This window comes from Spirulina sp. LEGE 11439, from assembly GCF_059821285.1.
Window position 1 is genome coordinate 104,627 of sequence record NZ_JCAMRX010000008.1, and the last position, 19,488, is coordinate 124,114.

Consider the following 19,488-nt stretch of genomic DNA (forward strand, 5'->3'; position numbering starts at 1 on the left):
ATCAAAAATAAGCGATCGCTTTGTTAAAACGACTCCAGTGTAGGGAAGATAGTAACCTATTATGCTAGTTAATGAACCAGAATAAATAAGTTAGCTTCTGCTTTAAGATGTTTGTTCAATTTCTTTTCTTCAGCTATGATAATTACTGATTTTCCCTGTTTTTTCAACTTTTTAACTAAGGATTGGTGTTCTCAATTGCAGGATATCAAGGTTTGCGATCGCGAACTGTAAAAGACAAAGTATCCTGCAAAGTTCTCAAAGGAGCCTTGTAAAAGAACTGGCGTTGAAATTGTTCTTCTTCTACTGCATCAATAAAGTATTGAATTGCAGTTTCGGGATGCGATCGCGCCTCTTTAATACCGATAATCTGTAAGGCAAGAGGGTGATTTTTGACCTCAAATCCGATTGCTTCTAAAGCAGTAATTCCTAAGCCCAAGGTTTGCGAACTCAGATCGAGTTTTGCTTGCAATTTCCGATAAGTCGTCGTTTCTCCTGTACGTTGCAAATATTTAGCCATTCCTGCAAGTTTCTGCCAAACTTCTCCTGAAGTTAAAGATTCAGGAGAAGAATAAGCAAGGGCAAGTTTTTGGGTTTCTGAAACTGCCTTATAAAATTCCTCAGAAATTTTCCGCCAATTCATCGGACAATCTTGGAGGAGAATGGTAGAATCATATTGTTGTTCTGGTAACAATTCTCCTCGCCAATCTAAGAGAATATTGGACGCATAAAAGTCATTTTGATAAACGAGATCTGCACTGCGATCGTGCACTGCAATTAGGCGCACTTCGTATTGATTTTTATAAGTATTGTAATCCAACTCAACGATCGCATCACAAGGGCGATCGGCGGGCAATTCCTCCTTATAATGTCCCCACCAAACCCCCGGAAAGCTAGAAGGAGAAGAATCATCACCCATCTCAAAAGTTGTTTTGATATATTGAATTTTTTTACCGCGACTGTCTTTCGTATTATTATGCCAAACTTTCGTAAACCAACAATTTTCAATCAGGAGTTTAGGGATAGGATTTCCCATACCACAAGGTTCTAAAATATTCAATTCTTTAAATAATTCTTTACCTAAGTCGGCTACCGTTACAGTAATATCTGCACTTACCATCGGAGTTAATTCTATAGTACCAATCTGTAAGCGAACTTCTTGATTAATTGCCTCAGTAAATAGAGCAATATTTTCAATCGGAATACTCAAGCCTGCCGCATAAGGATGTCCACCAAAACGATGCAATAAATGTTTTTGAGAATGCACCAATTGATAAAGGTCAATTTCATTCGCAGAACGTGCCGATCCTCGTGCTAGAGATAATATTTGACTATTTACTGGTGACTGGTGACTGGTGACTGGTGACTGATTCTGTTCTGTACTTAATAGTATCGTAGGACGACCGTATTCTTGAGCAATTTGTCCGGCTACTAATCCCAAAACCCCAACCGACCATTGCGGATCTTCCAAGACAATCACATAGGTTGTTGATAAGTCCAGATGTTGGAGTTTTTTCTTTACTGAATTCGTGACATTTTTTTGTAATTCTTTGCGACGACTATTAGCCAATTCTGTTTCTTCCGCAAGATACCGACAGCGATCGCGATCGTGACTGGTTAATAATTCCACGCAAAAATTAGCATCCCCATGAATGCGACTGACGGCATTAATTCGCGGTCCCAACCCAAAAGAAATATCTGTAGGGCGATCGCCACTTCTCTGACATAATTTTAATAGTAAAGCAACACCGGGACGAGTCGGATGTCTCAGTTGTTTTTGTAATTGTTTGATTCCTCGTTGCGCTAAATAACGACAGTCGCCACTCAATTCGACTAAATCTGCAATCAAACCAATTGCCACTAAATCCAATAATTCTTCAAGGGGTTTTTGCGATACTTGCGGCAAATCTTCGTAAAGTGCTTCCACTAATTTATAAGCAACAGCGACCCCAGAAAGGTGATAGAGAGGATGTGTTTTTGCTAAATAACGAGGATTAATAATCGCGACAACATTGGGGCGCTTTTCTGGTAAAGTATGATGATCGGTGACAATAATATCAATGCCCAATTCTGCGGCGTTATGGATCTCTTCTATGTTGGTACTTCCTGTATCGCAAGTGACAATTAATTTTGTTCCCGTTGCTGCTAATTTTTCCAGTCCCGGTATATTTAAACCGTGGGATTCCGTTAGACGATTGGGGATATAATAATCTAACTGCAAGTATTGCGGGAAAAATTGCCCTAACCCATCCCAGAGGACGCTTGTTGAGGTGATTCCATCAGCATCAAAGTCTCCCCAGATCGTCACTTTTTCCCCTCTTTCTCGTGCCTTTTGAAGGCGTTTGACAGCATATTGCATCTCTTCGCCAAAAGCAAAAGGACTGGCAGACTGATAGCGATCGCAGTTGATAAAACCCGGTAATTTTTCTAAATCCTGCATCTCTCTTTGCCAAAGTAATTGTGCGGCAAATTTTCCTTCGGAAGCAGGACAGTAAGATTTAATTACCTCGATAAATTCCGCAGGAACATCAGAAGTAGGAGGAAGTTGCCAGCGAGGAGGGAGAGCATTCATCTGTTAATTTTATGCTAATGTTTTAGTATAACCGAAAACAAAAACAATGAATGATTGGCAACAACAAAAAAAATGGTATGCGAATCAAGATTTAGCCACACGGAAAACTTGGTATTCAAGGGTTGCTGAGGCGTATAATCGAGCGAGGCCGAGATATCCCCAAGCACTCTGCGATCGCGCTGTTGCAGTTTCCCAATTGCGTCCCGATGCAACTATTTTAGAAATCGGTAGCGGTCCGGGTAATGCAACCATTGGCTTTGCTAAACGCGGTTTTTCAATGGTTTGTCTCGAACCCAGTCGAGAAGCTTGCCAATTTTTACAAGATAACTGTCGTGGGTATCCTTGCGTTAAGATTGCTAATACATCTTTTGAAGAATGGGAAGTAGAACCAGAGAAATTTGCTGCCGTTTTAGCTGCCAATTCATTTCATTGGATACCGTCAGAAATTGGTTATCCTAAAGCAGCAAATGCTTTACAAAAAGAAGGCCGCTTAATCTTATTTTGGAATACGCATCCCGAACCTCGATATGAAGAATACAAGAAATTAAACAAAGTTTATCAAAGATATACTCCTTCTCTCTCTTGCTATGAAGGTAAAACCAAACAAGAAGAAATTTTACAAAGTGTTGCTGAGAATCTTATCGACTCGGGTAAATTTCAAGATTTAATTTCCGAACAAATTGTTTGTCAAACTACCTATACAGTAGATGATTATTTACTTCTTCTCTATACATTCTCTCCTTATCGACGCATAGAAACTCGCGATCGCGAATCTTTGTTTACAGCGTTAAGAGAGACAATTGAAAAAGATTTTGAAGGAAAAATCGAACTTTCTTATCTTTCTGCTTTTCATATTGCCAGAAAAGTCATTTGAGAGTCAGCTTAATGGGTGGTTTTCTGTTTTTTGAGATCGGACTTTTGGAAAGGAGAAGGGTGCACCCCCAAAGGGAGAAAAATAGTTAAAACTTCACCTTTTTGAGGGCGCTGGCGAATCGTTAATTTACCTCCCAATATCTGGAAAAGATTTTTAGTAACATCGAGATTTAAACTTAAATTTCCGGTTTCTGGTTGGAACATGAGCAATTGTCCCATTGATTTCAAAGAGTTGGTTAAAGATACATTTTCCGAAACCAATTGCAATTTTAATTGATGCCCTGCGGTAGCCACTTGAACTTGTAATTGCCCTCCTGTCGGTAAACTGCGGGTGAAACTTTCCATAAGTCCAGATAGGACACGACCCAACATTTCTGGGTTGCTCACAACCGTGGGTAATTGTTCGGGAAGCAACACATCAAGCGTAACATTGCGACCTTGCGCTTGTTTTTTCCAGCGAGGAATATTTTGCTGAATAATATTTTTGAGGGAAATGGGAATTAATTGCATACTTTCCGATCGCATGGGCTTGCTTTCTAACTCAGCAGCTCGGAAAATGAGTTCCATGCGATCGATCTGTTCGGTACATTCGCGATCGATGATTTCCAAACGTTCGATCGCCTTAGCAGATAAATTTTCTCGTTTTTTCAATAACAACCGTGTCAGCATTCGGATTGTTGTGAGAGGAGTCCGAATTTCGTGAGTTAGCGCTTGCAATAGTTCTATTTCTGAAATAATATCTGTATCCAGAGACTCTGACTTCTCTTTTTTTTGCTCACAAGAAATCTCAGGCTTGGCTCGTACAGAAATCAAAGGAGATTCATCAGGTAAATTAGCTAATAAATGGCGACTGAAGGCCGTAACGAGGCGATAGTCTGGAGGAGGAGGGATAAAGCGAGAGACGATTTTGTCAAGGGAAGCAAGGCGATCGCTACAGAGAACGAGAAGGCGCGATCGCAAAGTTTGCCATGCTAAATTGACCACCTCGGGATCGAAGGAGAAGCGAAACTGTAATTTTCCGCTTATTCCTTTGCCCAAAACCACAACCAACCCAAAATGAGTGGTTAAAGCGAGGCAAAACTTCTCACTGGAAAGAGGATCGGCAGCAAGGAGAGGATATTCAAAAACCGTCGGCGTTTTGGTCGGTTGAGGTTGACAAAAAGCAGCAGGGAGGGAAAATTGCCGTTGGCGTTTAGGGGCAAATACGCCCATTTTTAAGTGGGACAATAATTCTGGGTTACATAAAATTGGAGTCGAACCCGACAGTAACAATCCTTGGCAGCTATCGGTATCCTTGGGAATAAGTTTTAATAATAATTGTTCTAATGCCGCGATCGCACCGTACCATTGACCTTCAATTTTTAACAGTGCATTAAGAGTACATAGAGGTTCTCGTTGGGAATCTTGTCTGTTTTGTTCCCAACAATCTTCACTTTGTTCTACCACTTGACTTAGAGTGGGTAACGACCAGTTCAGTCCAACCATTCCTCTCTACCTTTTTACAAGAACTTGCATTTGCAGGCGGCGACATCCCTCCTATCTATTTGATGCTAACGCTTCTCGTGCTTATACTATAGCAGGAGAACCGAACCTTATTCAGTTATCAGTCACCAGTCACCAGTTACCAGTGAGTTATCTTGTAATTTTTTGAGGATTTTGATGAAAAGTTGGATGATAATTTCTTCGTGATTGTCTCGGATAAAAATACTGTAATTGGGATGAGAATTAATTTCAATTAACCATAACTGATTATTGCGATCGCGGGCGACATCAAATCCACCATAACCGATATCGAGATGAGTAAAAACCGGAGCAATAAATGTTTGTATTTCGGCAATGAGATCGCGATCGCAAATATGTTTTGCTTTTGCACCTTCCCAATGTAGCGGACTTAAATTACCTGTGAATTTTGCCTTCTTATTGTCTTTCTCATACAGTAAAACTAATTCTCGATCTAAAAAAACGGCTCGATATTCCTGTTCAATATTAATATATTCCTGTGCTAAAGCAACATAGTCGCTATTTTTACTTTTGATATCAAAAATAGTTTTAAGAGAATTAATCACTTCATGTTCATGACTACATAAAAAAACATTATTACCTGATGTTCCTCGATTTCTTTTGACAATTGTGGGATAGGAAAAATGAGTTTGTATTTCTGCGACGATTTTACCAATTGTATCAAAGTGCAAATAATTCTGATATTTTTCGTCACAAAAAGGGGTTAAAAAGGCAAGAGTTTTGGGACTCTTAACGCAATCCTTAAGCAATTGATAAGTATATTCTTTATCAATCAGAATTTTTGCGATCGCTTGACTGACAATCGGAATTGTATAATTAACAAAATAATAATCTTGAGATAAATGTACCCGGATGAGATTTTGTGTAGAATGGAGAATATCATAATTAAGGTTTAGTCTTTTACAAGCCTCAAGTAAAAGGCGAATATTTGTTAACATAATGCTGAGTTTTTTGAGGAATTATTAAAACTGCTTGTTTTCTGAGCTTTAGCTTTATATTATAAGCAAAACAGGAGCGCAGAGTAAAATGCTATCATGACTCAAAGATATCTTATCAAAAAACTGCACTATGCTGCATTGGGACTCATCTGTTTTACATTAGGACTCTCTCAAACCTCTGTCGTTAACAGTCAAAATTTTGAGAGTTTTCTCCGTCAACCGCCCCGATATTGCCCAGAAAATGGCGGACGGGGAGAAACTTTGGTTCGTTATGTTACAGAGAGTTTTTATATTTATGTTTGTCAAGGCAGCCGGGGACGAGATCGCACTGCCTCGAATAATGCTCTAGATTACTATAGCATCAATCGTCAAGACCCTAATGAATTTCTCCGATTGCCCGCATTTCGCGGAGAAAATGAGAATGAATATTATGCCAGAAGCAAGATCGCTCGCTATCAGATCGATGAGACCCAATTAACTATTTTAGAAAATGGTAAGACAATATTAACAGAATCCGTTCGTTCTTGTATTAGAAATGATATAACTTTATGCGATGGCACATTTTTATATGATTCTGAAGAAGGATCGGCCTTTGAACCTTTTGGACAATGGCCTCCCCGTCCTTCAGAATTAAAACGTTTCTTAGGTCGCAACACTCAAATTGTTGCCCAATTCCTAGAAGATTTAGATTATTCTGCGATATTTCATCGCGATTCAAGATTGGGCAAAATGTATGTTGATACTGGGCGAGGAATGCTGGTTTTCTGGTTTAATCTCGAAACGAATGAATCAATTTATCGAGTCGAGTTTTATTGAAATTGGTTCATTTCTCATCAGTTATTAAAGTTTTATTGGCTCAATCATCCATCACATATATCGAAATTAATTTCTCGCTTATTGAATGGTAAATCTTGATTAATTGCCTCAATTTCTTGCTGTTCCATATCGTTAATTTCGCCAATATAGGAACAGAGAATTTTTCTCATGCGATCGTCATAGAAACGATGTAAACTATGATTGGGAGTTGCGGGAAATCCTCGCCTGCGCTTGTGTCTTCCCCCTGCACCCGGATCGAACATTTGAATCCCTTGAGAAATTGCCCATTCAATGGGTTTGTAATAACAGGCTTCAAAATGAAGACAATCAAACTCATCAAAACTTCCCCAATAGCGTCCGTAAAAGTTCTGATTTTTTCGCAAACAAAAAGACATTCCTACGGGTTTATTGGGGTCTCGTTCGTCTAAATAAGCAGCAAAAAGAACGACGCGATCGCTATACTTAGGATACAATTGCTCGAAAAATTTGCGCGTTAAATATTGACTTCCCCAATAGAATTTATTACAAGTATTGCTGTAAAATTGGTAAATCATAGGATAGAGAAAATGAGGGATTTCTGCTCCTGCATGAACTTCCATCCGTAACTCGGCTTTTGTCACCGATTTTCGTTCCCGTTTAATATTGCGCCGTTGGTTGGCATTAAACACTTTTAAATAATCATCAAATGTCGTAAAATTTCGATTGCTCCAAATATAGCTATGGTGCAACCAACTACTAAACCCATGACGTTCCATGACTTTACGCCATTCGGGATCGACAAAGAGAAAATTGCACCCCGAGAGTTGATTGCGATCGCAAAAATGGTCGATCGCGGCGACCATCATTGCCGTTAAAATATCTTCATCTTCTCCCGGTGCAATTAAAAAACGATAGCCGACTGCGGGAGTAAAGGGAGTCATTCCCAATAGCTTCGGATAGTAAGAAACCCCCAAACGATTCGCCAAATCTCCCCATTGATGGTCGAAAACAAACTCGCCGTAACTGTGAGCTTTAAGATACAATGGTGCGGCGGCGACCAATTGGCGATCGCGCCAGACGGTCAAATGACAGGGTTGCCATCCCGTTTTCGCTGTTGCACTGCGAGAAGTCTCGATATTATTCAGCCATTCCCATTCCAAAAAGGGCGTTTCGAGAGGTTTTGCCAACTCATCCCACGCTGTTTGGGGAATTTCTGACATTTTGTGCAACCAAGTGAGAGAGTATTGGGGAGAAATGTCTTGAACCATAACAACCTATAGAAGAGTCGATCGCGTTTTTCTTAGGTTAATTCATATTTCTTTATGTTTCACAATCTTTAAGAACATTTTAGGAAAAAAGGCGATCGCTTCTCGAGTTCGCTACAGTAAGAGTGAGTATTTGCATATTTGCATCCTCCCATAGCATTATATTGACCCAGCATAAATCGAGAAAGTGGCAATCTCAAAATCGTCATTCGTTCCTTCGCTTTTTCATATCGAGATCGTTGGTTTTCCCTTGTTATTTTTAGGACTCCGAACATGACGATCGCGAGATCGTCCCGATCGCCCTTGAAAAAGAGTAAAAATTCAGGGCATCTTAAAGGTTAGAAGCCAATAGATTTGGGTAAAAATGAAATGCTTTTTGGTTTAATCCAAATTTCCTCCTCTGGCTCAAAAATTTATGCGATCGCGAGTTTAAATTTGCCAATGTTATTTTAAATTACTTCCATGTCTTCTCAGATAAACCGTTTTTTATACTTGGAAATTACCGTCAATGCCTCGCAACCCCAACTCTTAGCAGGTTTAGAATATTGGTTGCAATTAGGTTTGCTAGACGATCGCCAAGTCAAACAATTAAGTCAGCGCTATTTAACCTGCTCTTTACCCGAACCCATGATAACGGTACAAAAAACAGAATCTTCAGTTCGGAAAATCCCCGAAGAAATTCCCATTCCCATCCCACAAAGAGCGCTGGCAACGCAAAATACTGCACCCTATCAACCTTCTGGACTCGAGCAAATTTTTCAATCTTTTAAAGATGAACTGAGTTTGCGCTGGCTCTTCTTCCTCGGAATTTTCCTCATTATTGTTTCCTCGGGGGTCATGGCTGCCACTCAATGGCAAGAAATCTCTTCTATTGGACAATATGGCATCTTATATCTTTATACTTTAGTTTTTGGTCTTTCTAGCTGGTGGACTGGGAAAAATGAAAAACTGAAATTAACCTCGCAAACCTTAAAAATTGTCGCGCTGTTGCTCATTCCCATTAACTTTGTCGCAATGGATAGTTTTGGCTTATGGCGTAATATTTTTGGGTGGTTGGCAATTGCGATCGCGACAATTAGTTTGAGTAGTTTACCCTTTTTACTTTCCCGAAAAGCGATCGCGATCGAAACATCTTTATTTTTAGGATTATGTTATTTACATTGGGGATGGAATTTTCCCGATTTTCCTCTGATTGCTATTTATTTAGGGGCAATTTTCACTGCGATTCTCTTACGACAAAAATTCTCTCAATCCGAAAAGATCGATCCTTTGCAGATCGGTTTTATTCTGTTTGCGCTTCTTGTTTTATTGATTCGAGGTCTAATTCTCGAACAACTCCCCCTTGCTCAATTAAGTTTAGTCATTGGGATTGGAGGCTGGCTATGTACGGAAATTGTTCCGTATCTTAAATCTAATATTGTACTGGCTAAAAATTTAGAAATTGTTGGTATTGTTTTAATAATATTCGGTTGGCAAGTAGGCTTGCAAAGAGAATTTCCTTGGCAATCTGTCGCGGTCAGTAGTTTGGGATTTTGGTGCTTTCTGAAAAGGTTCAAGCAATATTGGCACAAGGGAGACTTACTGGCATTATTTGCGATCGGCGCACAAGGTGGGGTGTTATTAACCCTCTTAATTCCGAGAGAATTTTGGGACAGTTTCTTTATAGTATTAGCCAATTTAACAGGTTATCAAGAGATTAGCGCTGCATTCACGATTGGTGCATCATTTGGTTACGGCTTTCTTTGTATTCATTACATGGAAAAACTGTACCGACTCGACAAACCCAATCTCGCCTATTTTGGTGAAGGATTGGCGCTTGTGTTGGGAGGATTAACTTGCTTGGCTGCATCTTTTGTTCCTTCTTTGCGATCGCTTTCTTTATTTTTCTGGACAATTTCATTTCTCATTATTGCCCATCGTTTCAAAGTTCGTCCTGTCACCATCTATCTCGCGCATATTTCCGGTGCGATCGCAGTTTTCTCGCTTCTTCCTTGGTTATTTCCCCAACTCGCGATCGAAACGTATGGCATTCTTCTTTTCACTTGGGCGATCGTAGAATGGATCGCTTTTATGAGATTAGAAAAAATACAGATTGGAGATCGAACAAAATCAGCAGCAAAACGGCTTTCGATCTGGTCTTTAAGTTGTTGGTATTTAGGATTTATTGGAGCGATCGGCAGTTATTTTTTCGTGAGTATTCTGCCAGTAAAATCTATTGCAATAGAACAATCTCTAATCTGGTTATTCGTTCCTCTGGCTTTAACCTTTGTTTCTCGAATTGGACATCCTCGCAGTCAAAAAATTGTCTTTATTAACGTTAGCGAAGGATTAGCACTGACATTAGGAGGATCGACTTGTTTACTCGTTTCTTCCTCTCCTTCATTACTATCACTTTCCTTGTTCTTCTGGACAATTTCTTTTCTCATTATTGCTCATCGCGTTAGAATTCGTCCTTTTCTTATCTATCTCGCTCATATTTCCAGTACGATCGCAACTTTCTCGCTTTTTCCTTGGCTGTTTCCCCAACTCGCGATCGAGAATTATGCGGTGATTTTTATGGTTTGGGCGATCGCAGAATGGATCGCTTTTATGGGCTTAGAAAAAATACAGATTGCAGACCGAACAAAATTAACAACACAACGGCTTGCAATCTGGTCTTTCAGTTGTTGGCATTTGGGATTTATGGGGGCGATCGGTAGTTATCTTTGTTTAAGTGTTCCTCAAGTTGGAAACATTATCTTAGCCGAATATGCTTTAGTATGGTTACTGATTCCTCTGACCTTAACGATTGTCTCTCGGGTTAGTTCTCCTCGCCAAAAAGAAGCAGTTTTGGCCAGTACGATCGCACTTTTCGCCGTTCAATATTTACTCATTGGACAACCTATCCCCAGATTAATTGGTTTGGGGACAGCGACGGGTCTCATGGTTGCAAATACAAATTTTTTCAAACGCACTGAGACTGCATTCATTAGCATTGGTTATGGATTAGGATTGGGAATTGCTATCTGCTGGCCGAAATTGGCGGGTGCAGAATGGTTATTTGTGGGTGCGATCGCCATTGCACTCCTCTGGAGTTTCCATCGCTTCTTAAAACATCGAGAAGGCATTCTCGCGAAAGTCTATCGAGAAGCTGCCGATATTTGGGCGATCGCGCTCACAATTGCGCTATTGTCTGGACTGTCCTCCACGATCGCGGCAGGATACGGGCAGCTTTTACTCTCCCATTGGGCGTTTTTCATTGCACCTATCGTTTTAACTGGAGCGATCGCCTTGCGCGGCTGGACGAAACCCAGCCATGAGAATGAGATTGTTTGGGGCATTGCTTGGGGGATAGAATTGATGGTTAGTGGCGGTTTATTGCTCATAGATGCGTCCTTATTTACCCTTGCGATCGCTAATATCCTCATAGGTGGTGTGATGGTCTACGATCGCTTCTCTGGCTTGCGATCGCGTTTTGTCTCTCCCGATCGCTTTTACCTCATCTCCTTGCTGTATACAATTTTTGGGTTGCTGCTACGTTGGGGATACTTTACCGCATATACCGGATTTTTGACCTTGGGCGCAGCTTTAACAGGACTGGCGATCGGAAGTCAGCGTCCCAGTTGGCGGGGGTTATCTTACCTTTCTCTGGCAGGTATATCCGTCGCCCTCTACGAACTCACGATCTATCAAATGGCGCAAGGATCGGGAGGCAGTCCGGTGGATGGCTTGACTATCCTTGCAATGATTGCAATGGTTATCGCGATCGCTTATCGGAGTTTGACATTCATCTTGCAAACTAACGATCGTGAGATTTTCTATAATTTGCGACGGATCGATCTGGTTTTTGCCGGAAATATTCACTGGGCGATCGCGAGTTTACTGATGGGGTGGGGATTACTTTTTGGCATGAATTTTCCCTCACAATTACGCCTTTTAGGAACGCCAATTTGGGGAATTATCCCACTCTATGCAGTTCTACAAGGACGTGGCTTAGATAAGCCCAAAATCAACGATCTCTGGGTCATTTTAGGACTCATTGAAGTAGGATTGTTCTCAATTTATCTGCGCTTATTCTGGCCGGAATTTATGCTTTTTGGCATTGCCGCCGTCCCCATCGGTTGCGCGATCGCATTAGCCCTTTATTCTTTACCTTGGAATGTTTGGGGATGGCGCAAACAACCTTGGCAATATTGCGCGATCGCATTACCCATCATCGTTCTTTTAACTCAATCTCCCGATATTTCCACCCTAAATTTACTCATTGTTTCGGCATTTTATTTACGAGTGGCGCAACAGTCAAAAAACTGGCGTTGGACGTATTTTGCCTTAGGGTTTTGTAATTGGGCGATCGCGCGGTTTTTCCAAAGCAATCAGTTACAAGATCCGCTTTGGTATGTTTCTCTAGCTAGTTTATCCCTGATTTATATAGCCCAGTTCGATCCGGCTTTGCAAGACGCTTCCCAAGGGAAAAACCGCCATTTATTGCGGGTTATCGGCAGTAGTTTAACTTGTGTTGTCGCACTGGTATTGCATAGCGAAACAGGACTCGTTCCCGGGGCGATCGCATTGTTGGCTATTTTTATCGGCTTGGGGATAAAAGTGCGGGCATTTTTGTATGTGGGAACGATAACTTTTCTTTTTGCCACGTTCTATCAACTCATTGTCCTCATTTTTCAATATGCTTTTTTAAAATGGGTCATTGGTTTGGTGACAGGTATCATTTTAATTATTGTTGCCGCTAACTTTGAACGCAGCCGCGATCGCGTATCTTCAACTCTGCAAAATTGGTTAGCTCAATTGGACGCATGGGAGTAAAGCCGAAAGAGAAGATGAGAGGTGCGATCGCTTTCTCTTCTATTAGAGCTTGCGATCCACGATATTATCAAGAAAGAGAAAAATTAATTTTCTTTAAGTTGCTTCTCTAAAAAGTATTTTGGTAATCTCTTTAGTGTATTCTTTGGACTCAAGAAAAGTCTGCATTCTATGCTAGATCAAAAAGGATACGCTGTATTCTAGTGTATAGTTAGCTCCCAACGAGATAAGCAATGAGTAACTCTCTTGCGATCGCCGCCGTGACGACCACGTTGCAAAACTTACTTTTCTCGGGTCTCCGAGAAGAACTGGGAAGTGGTAATATCACTGCCTTTCCTCTCGATAAAGCACGCGGCCATAGCGATAGCAATCAAATCAACTTGTTTCTATATCACGCAACCCCCAATCTGGCTTGGAAAAATCTTCCGAAAAGAATGCAAGGGGCGCGAGGAATTCGCGAGGAGTCGCCTTTAGGGTTGGATCTCTACTATTTAATCGTGGCCTATGGCAAAGATGATGATGAAATCGCGAGCCATCAATTACTCGGTCGCGTGATGAGCATCTTTCACGACCATAAAATCCTGAAACCGGCTGAAATTGCCACGGCGACCGCAAAACGATTGCCGCAAAGCAATCTCCACGAACAAATCGACAGTCTTAATATCGTGCCGCAATCTCTCGCGTTTGAGGAGATCTCTAAGATTTGGCAGGGGTTTCAGGCTCAGTATCGGGCTTCGGTTGCCTATCAAATTTCGGTCGTGGTTTTGGATAGTCACGTCCCCGTGAAAGTGTCTTTACCGGTACTGCCCCAAATGAACGGTCGTTTGCGGGGTGGTGCGAGTCCGATCGCCAATTTCGGCGTACCCTCGTTGAAGGCAGTGCAATTGCCCCATCGCCAGCACAGCGCCCAAATGGGGGAGGTTTTCACCCTGCGTGGCACTTTATTAAATGCCCCTAATTTATCAGTGCAGTTGCTTCATCCCCTCCTTGAAGAAGCGATCGCCCTTTCTCCTCTACCGGAACCGACGGAGGAGGAATTGCAGGTGCGATTACCCGATCGCTTGCAAGACCCCGAAATCGTTTCTCGCTGGGTGGCGGGGTTTTATACCCTCTCTCTCGTTATTGTCCGAGAAGAGTACGTGCGGACCAGTGAAGAATTGCCCCTTGCGATCGCCCCACAGGTGGTGGAAATTTCTCCCCGAGAGGCGATCGCGGGTAATTTGACCATAGAGATTGCCTGCATTCCTCAAGTGCGACCCTCTCAACGGGTCATTCTGTTTTTGGGCGATCGCGGCATTCCCGTACAAGAAATTGCCACCCCAGAGGAGGCGATCGCACCTTCTACCTTAACGTTTCGGGTGGGCAATGTCCCGGCGGGGGATTACGTGGTGCGGTTGCGAGTGGATGGTGCGGATAGCATCCCTGTGGATTTTGCCGCGAGACCGTTGAAATTTAACCAAAAAATTGAGGTACGAGAAAGATGAATGAGAATCGTATCGCTTTGGGGATAGCTCTGGAAACCCTGCGATCGCGCTTGCAGCAAATGATAGGCGAGGCGGAGGAATGTTCCCCCATTCAACTGCCCTCTACCCTCGAATATTTAGGAGAGTGTTTTCATCTCTCAATATTGGAACAAGGAATTTTGCTCCTTTGTACGGCCATAGAATTGGATCCGACGATTCCGGAATTGTGCGATCGCTTACAGGGAACGCACAATCGCGCCTATCCGACGTTTTCCTTAGCGTTTGAGGTCTTTGGGGAGCCGAGTTGGGAGGCAATGTCTTCCGAAGGGGCTTTGCGCTATTGGCGCTTGCTGGAGGTGCTGGGACGAGATTCTCGACCCGCGATCGCTTCCCCTCTAAAAATTGACGATCGCATTCTCAATTTCCTCACGGGATCCAATCGCCTCGATCGCCGTTTGGCTTCGCTGTTGTTTCCTTTGGGAAGCTCGGAGGAAGCGGGGCAATTACCCAACCTCGCGCCGTCTCAAGGAGCGATCGTGGCGGAAATTTGTCAAGTTTTAGAACGGGCAGATCCGGCGCAACCCTTACCAATTATTCAGTTAACGGGGGGAAATGCTGCTTGCAAGCAGCAAATTGCCCGAGAGGTGGCGGAAATTTACGGGCGATCGCTATACGGTTTGATGGGGGAACTCATGCCCGCTTCTACTGAATATGCAGAGTTTCTGCGATTGTGGGAGCGAGAAGAACGCTTGCTCGCTTTGGCGCTTTACGTGGATACGCAGGAAGTAACTTCAGGGGTGGCATTGCGGCGATTTTTGAGTCAAAGTCGGGGGTTGCTCTTTCTCGACAGTCGGGATGCGAAAATGCCGGCAAATCGAGAAGCAGTGGCGATCGCGACGGAGAAACCCACTCCCGAGGAACAGCGTCGAGCCTGGGAAGTGGTGTTACCCGAGGCGGCGGAGGATGCGCCTTTGCAGTTAGCGGGTCAATTTAGCTTAAATTTTGGGGAAATCGAGAAAATTGCCGGGTCAACGGCAGGGCGATCGCTGTGGCGTGCTTGTTTGCAACGAACTCAACCCCGTTTGGGGAGTTTGGCGCAACGGTTGGAGGTGAAGGCGAATTGGAAGCATTTGGTTTTGCCAGAGGAAGAGTTGGGGTTGCTCTGGCAGATCGTCCATCAGGTGCGCTGGCGATCGCGGGTTTACGATGAGTGGGGATTTCGCGATCGCTTAAATCGAGGTTTGGGGACGGCGGCGCTCTTTGCGGGGGAAAGCGGGACGGGAAAGACGATGGCGGCGGAGGTTATTGCCCATGAGTTGGATTTGCATCTCTATCGCATCGATTTATCTTCGATAACGAGTAAGTATATCGGGGAGACAGAGAAGAATTTGAGCCGTCTGTTTGCTGCGGCGGAAGAAGGGGGGGCGATTCTCTTTTTCGATGAGGCAGATGCCCTATTTGGCAAGCGGTCTGAAGTGAAGGACGCACGCGATCGCTATGCCAATATGGAGATCGATTATTTGCTCCAGCGCATCGAATCTTATCGCGGTTTGGCGATTATGGCGACGAATTTGAAAGGGTCTCTCGACAAGGCATTTCTCCGGCGTTTGCGGTTTATTATCGATTTTCCCTTTCCCTCTTTGGCCTATCGCCAGCAGTTATGGGAGAAGGCTTTTCCCTCTCAAATGCCGGTCGGGGAGTTGGATTACGCTCATTTAGCAAAGTTTAATCTTACAGGGGGCGCAATTCACAATATCGCCATCAATGCCGCGTTTCTGGCGGCGAAGGATGGGGAGGCGGTGGAGATGGGGCATCTTTTGGTGGCGGTGCGATCGGAGTATCAAAAACTAGGACGACCGATCTACGAGACGGAGTTTCAATGGGATGGTAAAATCGAGGCAGATTTTTCGGCTTTTTCGTTTCCCGATCCGATTCGCTCCCGATCTGGTTTAAATCATTCTCAATTTTAGGAGAACAGCTGACATGAAAGTGAGAATACAGTGCGAGAAAGAGTATCCCGTGGAGGAGAAGCGGGAAGAGTTTTTGGGTTCGGGGTTTGCTCGGCGATCGGATTTGGCGGGGAAGGGTGAAGCGATGCCGATCCAGAGGGAGTATGAGGGGGGAGTGCGTTCGAGTTTTTCTCCAGTGCAGTTGTTGTGTAATACAAGAAATGAAGCGATCGTGCAGAGGACGATGGTAGTGGGCCATATACCTCAAAATGAAATGAGCGGGAAACTGTTGGCGAACATTCGAGGAGCGAGTGCCAAAACGGGATGGCAAGGGTATGAGGATGAGATCGCGAACAAAATCGATGAATATCAGAAAGCTGCCAACACCAATCGGTTCGATCGCTTTGACGATCTTTGGCAAAGAGCGATCGCGGACTTGAAAACCGCCGGGAAGTTAAAAAAGGAGGTTTGTCAAGCAATTCCCCATCCAATCTGGAGTAAAGAACCAGAGAATCCCGAGTTACAGGTGAGAAACCGGAGCAGACTCTCGAAAACTATCGGTCATGAGCCATTTACGAATGCCGAAGAGATATTCTCTGGGCAAGAGGGATCGGAATCAAAATCCGCAGGAGAGTTAGAAGAGGTTCGCAAGCCGGATGAGGCGACGCTAGAGACGATCTGGAATGTGAAGGAGGAACGAGAGGATATCGAGAGAATGGCGGCAGAACGGCAGGAATACAAACAGCACCTGCAACAAGTTCACGCAAGCAGGATCGGGATGCAAGATGTGGAAAACCTGATGCCGAGGGAAGAGGTGCAAGCAAGCGGGCGATCGGATTTATTGTCGCCGTTGTCTGGAGTCAATGGGATACCGATTCAGAGGAAGTTGGCGATGGGAAAAGACGTGAAAAAGCGAGAGGTATTCCCTAAACCAAACCAAACAGGTTTATCCGATCGCCTCAAGGAAGGGATCGAAATGATGTCTGGCTGCGATCTCTCTAGCGTGCGCGTCAATTACAATTCGCCCAAACCCGCGCAACTCAATGCTCTGGCTTATACACAAGGGAATGCGATCGAGGTTGCGCCCAGACAGGAGCGGCATTTGCCCCATGAGGCGTGGCACGTTGTACAGCAGATGCAAGGAAGGGTGAAAGAAGAGTTTAAGGTGAATGGGGTTGGGGTGAATGGCGATCGGGGTTTGGAGCGCGAGGCGGATGTGATGGGCAAGAAAGGCATGCAGATGATGCGAGAAGAGCAGGAAACGAGAGGAACAGCGAGCAAGCAAGAAATCAACATTAGTGTGATGGAGCACAAGACATCAAGGATAGGGAGTAAAAAAGAACGAGTTCGGACAGAGATGGATGGGGAAAAAGCGTCTATGATGCCATTAAGACATCTTATGAGTTCATCGTTTGTATTTCAGCCCCAGAAGCTGCATCAAAAGAGAGAACTACAGTCAAGCCGAGAAATAATCCAGTGTACTAAGAGCGATACCAGAAATTACATAATAATGCAAAAGCTACCTCTATCCAGTGGTAAGAATGCTCCGAAGAAAAAAGACGTACAAAACTATATTGATAATCAGAGCAATAAAATTGAACACAGAATGGGACTTTATGAAGCGTGGAATACAAATCAAAGTGAGGGACACAAGGTAACCCCGCCCATAGACGTTGTGGAAAAGAAGATCGACGAAAAAACAATGAAACGAATTCTACGAGGCAATAAAGCGATCTTGGAAACGGCAAAAAGGCTACCATTTGGAGCGGGAAATATCAAAAAAACCGTGCAGGAGAGTAGTGGAATGTCGTTGGAATATATGGAAGCAGGACGAAACGAGGCAAATTACCAAGGCGAGCAATCCGAGTATAGCGATTCTGACTTGGATTGGATATCCAGCAATCTCTCAGATATGAAACATTTTCCAGGAGGCAATTGTGACGAGCATGCATCAAGTGTATTTGCCTCACTTTACAACAACAGCAAAAATGTCCCAATCCGTCGTAAGAGCTTAAAACTAGATCACGAGATAACGCAACAAGGTTTCACATCGGACGAGGACGCCGACAAAATAGTCATAAGTGACGCTTGGATACCCAAATCTCAATCGGTATTAAAAGAAGACTACTTTTATGGAGATCGTTCTAAATACCCGTACGATATATTCTTCAGTAAGTACAGTCAGGAGGGGCAAAAGGTAAAACCCAAGAAAAGTAAGCAATTAAGTAAGAAAGGCAGGAAGAAGAGAAAAGCATTGAAAGCAATGAAAAGATCTAAGCAAAAACCGCAAGATTTGTGGGAGAACGAGTACAGCACGAAGAATGATGAAAAGATTATATATTACACAGAGGAGGACGAACAAAAACCAAAAGGTCGGCGAAAACGCCGTCGATACATGGATTCATTTTTAGAGGAGCGCGAAAAAATCAAGGACAGGGTAGTGAAAAAACTGAAAAAATGATCGCGGATTAGCATCGTAGTGCGATCGCTATCATGGTAGGTAGGGTGCGTCCGCCCAAGCGAGACGCACCACCCAACGATAAAAACCTGTGCGATCGCATTTGACATTCACGAGGCGATCACGATCGCAGCTCGTGGTATGGTGCGTTAGCGAGAGCGAAACGCACCCCACAAACTCACAAATACCACGATCGCAGATCATGGTACGGTGCGTCAGCGAAAGCAAGACGCACCCCAGACCCCCACAAAAACCAAGCGATCGCTTTTAGGAAAGGGTTTTGGCGATCAAAACCGAGTAGGAAATGGTAGGGTGCGTCAGTGAAAGGTTGTCGCACATCACGATCGCCGCTCGTGGTATGGTGCGTTAGCGACAGCGTAACGCACCCCACCAGCAAAAAAAGGCTGAACCTTTTGCAAACCCGATCGCACCCAACGCCCCCAAAGAGAAAGATAAGACAGAATGCGCCCCCTAGACGCACCTTGCTCATAAAGCCGCCGTACCTTCTCCAGCATCCGTTCTACGGTTTTCCTCGCCACCGATAACCCCCGTGGCGAGAACCAATAGCCCAAAAAATCAAACCCTCGCGAGATGCGCCCGATAAAAGTTTTGTCGGGATGCTTCTCCACCTGTAACTCCTCCATCACCTCATTGGTTGCCTTAATCGCCTTCCTTAACTTCCACCGCGTCGGCGCGAGAATCACCCAATCATCCATAAAACGGACATAAAAGCAACCCAACTCCGCCATGCGGTCATCCAAAGGCTTGAGAAAAAGCGCCCCCATGAGAGGAGAAAGCGGACACCAATCAATTCAAAATTCAAAATTCAGAATTCAAAAAAACCGGAGCTATTTTGAATTGTT

Annotated in this window: 11 protein-coding genes; 6 read left to right on the forward strand and 5 right to left on the reverse strand. The window is 43.7% G+C overall.

Going from position 1 to position 19,488, the window contains the following annotated elements; translation table 11 throughout:
• Positions 1-205: 205 nt before the first annotated feature.
• Positions 206-2,569, reverse strand: a complete 2,364-nt coding sequence (gene recJ, locus AC6RV6_RS08270) for a single-stranded-DNA-specific exonuclease RecJ (RefSeq protein WP_500240342.1) — start codon at positions 2,567-2,569, stop codon at positions 206-208.
• Between the two features lie 46 nt (positions 2,570-2,615).
• Between recJ and AC6RV6_RS08275 the strand changes: the two genes are divergently transcribed.
• The gene (locus AC6RV6_RS08275; RefSeq protein ID WP_500240343.1) at positions 2,616-3,443 is read left to right on the forward strand and encodes a class I SAM-dependent methyltransferase; all 828 of its coding nucleotides are present in this window, start codon (positions 2,616-2,618) and stop codon (positions 3,441-3,443) included.
• 8 nt (positions 3,444-3,451) lie between these two features.
• Here the strand turns inward: AC6RV6_RS08275 and AC6RV6_RS08280 are convergent, their stop codons facing one another.
• Both AC6RV6_RS08280 and AC6RV6_RS08285 read right to left on the reverse strand, forming a co-directional pair.
• A complete protein-coding gene (locus AC6RV6_RS08280) occupies positions 3,452-4,927 on the reverse strand; it encodes a sensor histidine kinase (protein WP_500240344.1) in 1,476 nt (491 codons plus the stop codon).
• Between the two features lie 122 nt (positions 4,928-5,049).
• Complete coding sequence (locus tag AC6RV6_RS08285; RefSeq protein ID WP_500240345.1) at positions 5,050-5,901, reverse strand: ATP-grasp domain-containing protein; 852 nt, start codon at positions 5,899-5,901, stop codon at positions 5,050-5,052.
• Positions 5,902-5,997: 96 nt separating this feature from the next.
• On the opposite strand from AC6RV6_RS08285, the gene AC6RV6_RS08290 reads away from it, so the two are divergent.
• Positions 5,998-6,717: a hypothetical protein gene (locus tag AC6RV6_RS08290; protein WP_500240347.1), complete on the forward strand. Its 720-nt coding sequence runs from the start codon at positions 5,998-6,000 to the stop codon at positions 6,715-6,717.
• Between the two features lie 44 nt (positions 6,718-6,761).
• On the opposite strand, the gene AC6RV6_RS08295 is transcribed toward AC6RV6_RS08290, so the two are convergent.
• Positions 6,762-7,964 (reverse strand): GNAT family N-acetyltransferase, encoded by a 1,203-nt coding sequence (locus tag AC6RV6_RS08295; RefSeq protein ID WP_500240349.1) that lies wholly within the window; start codon positions 7,962-7,964, stop codon positions 6,762-6,764.
• A 459-nt stretch (positions 7,965-8,423) separates the two neighbouring features.
• Here AC6RV6_RS08295 and AC6RV6_RS08300 point away from each other — a divergent pair, with 459 nt between their 5' ends.
• From AC6RV6_RS08300 to AC6RV6_RS08315, 4 genes are all read left to right on the forward strand, one after another.
• Positions 8,424-12,758, forward strand: coding sequence for a hypothetical protein (locus tag AC6RV6_RS08300; RefSeq protein WP_500240351.1), 4,335 nt, complete (start codon positions 8,424-8,426; stop codon positions 12,756-12,758).
• Between the two features lie 230 nt (positions 12,759-12,988).
• On the forward strand, positions 12,989-14,239 hold the full coding sequence (locus AC6RV6_RS08305) for a Pvc16 family protein (protein WP_500240352.1): 1,251 nt from the start codon (positions 12,989-12,991) through the stop codon (positions 14,237-14,239).
• Positions 14,236-16,188, forward strand: coding sequence for an ATP-binding protein (locus AC6RV6_RS08310; RefSeq protein WP_500240353.1), 1,953 nt, complete (start codon positions 14,236-14,238; stop codon positions 16,186-16,188). The genes AC6RV6_RS08305 and AC6RV6_RS08310 overlap by 4 nt, the downstream gene beginning before the upstream one ends.
• A gap of 13 nt (positions 16,189-16,201) precedes the next feature.
• Positions 16,202-18,628, forward strand: a complete 2,427-nt coding sequence (locus AC6RV6_RS08315; RefSeq protein WP_500240355.1) for an eCIS core domain-containing protein — start codon at positions 16,202-16,204, stop codon at positions 18,626-18,628.
• A 335-nt stretch (positions 18,629-18,963) separates the two neighbouring features.
• Here the strand turns inward: AC6RV6_RS08315 and AC6RV6_RS08320 are convergent, their stop codons facing one another.
• A complete protein-coding gene (locus tag AC6RV6_RS08320; RefSeq protein WP_500240422.1) occupies positions 18,964-19,437 on the reverse strand; it encodes a reverse transcriptase domain-containing protein in 474 nt (157 codons plus the stop codon).
• Positions 19,438-19,488: the final 51 nt, after the last annotated feature.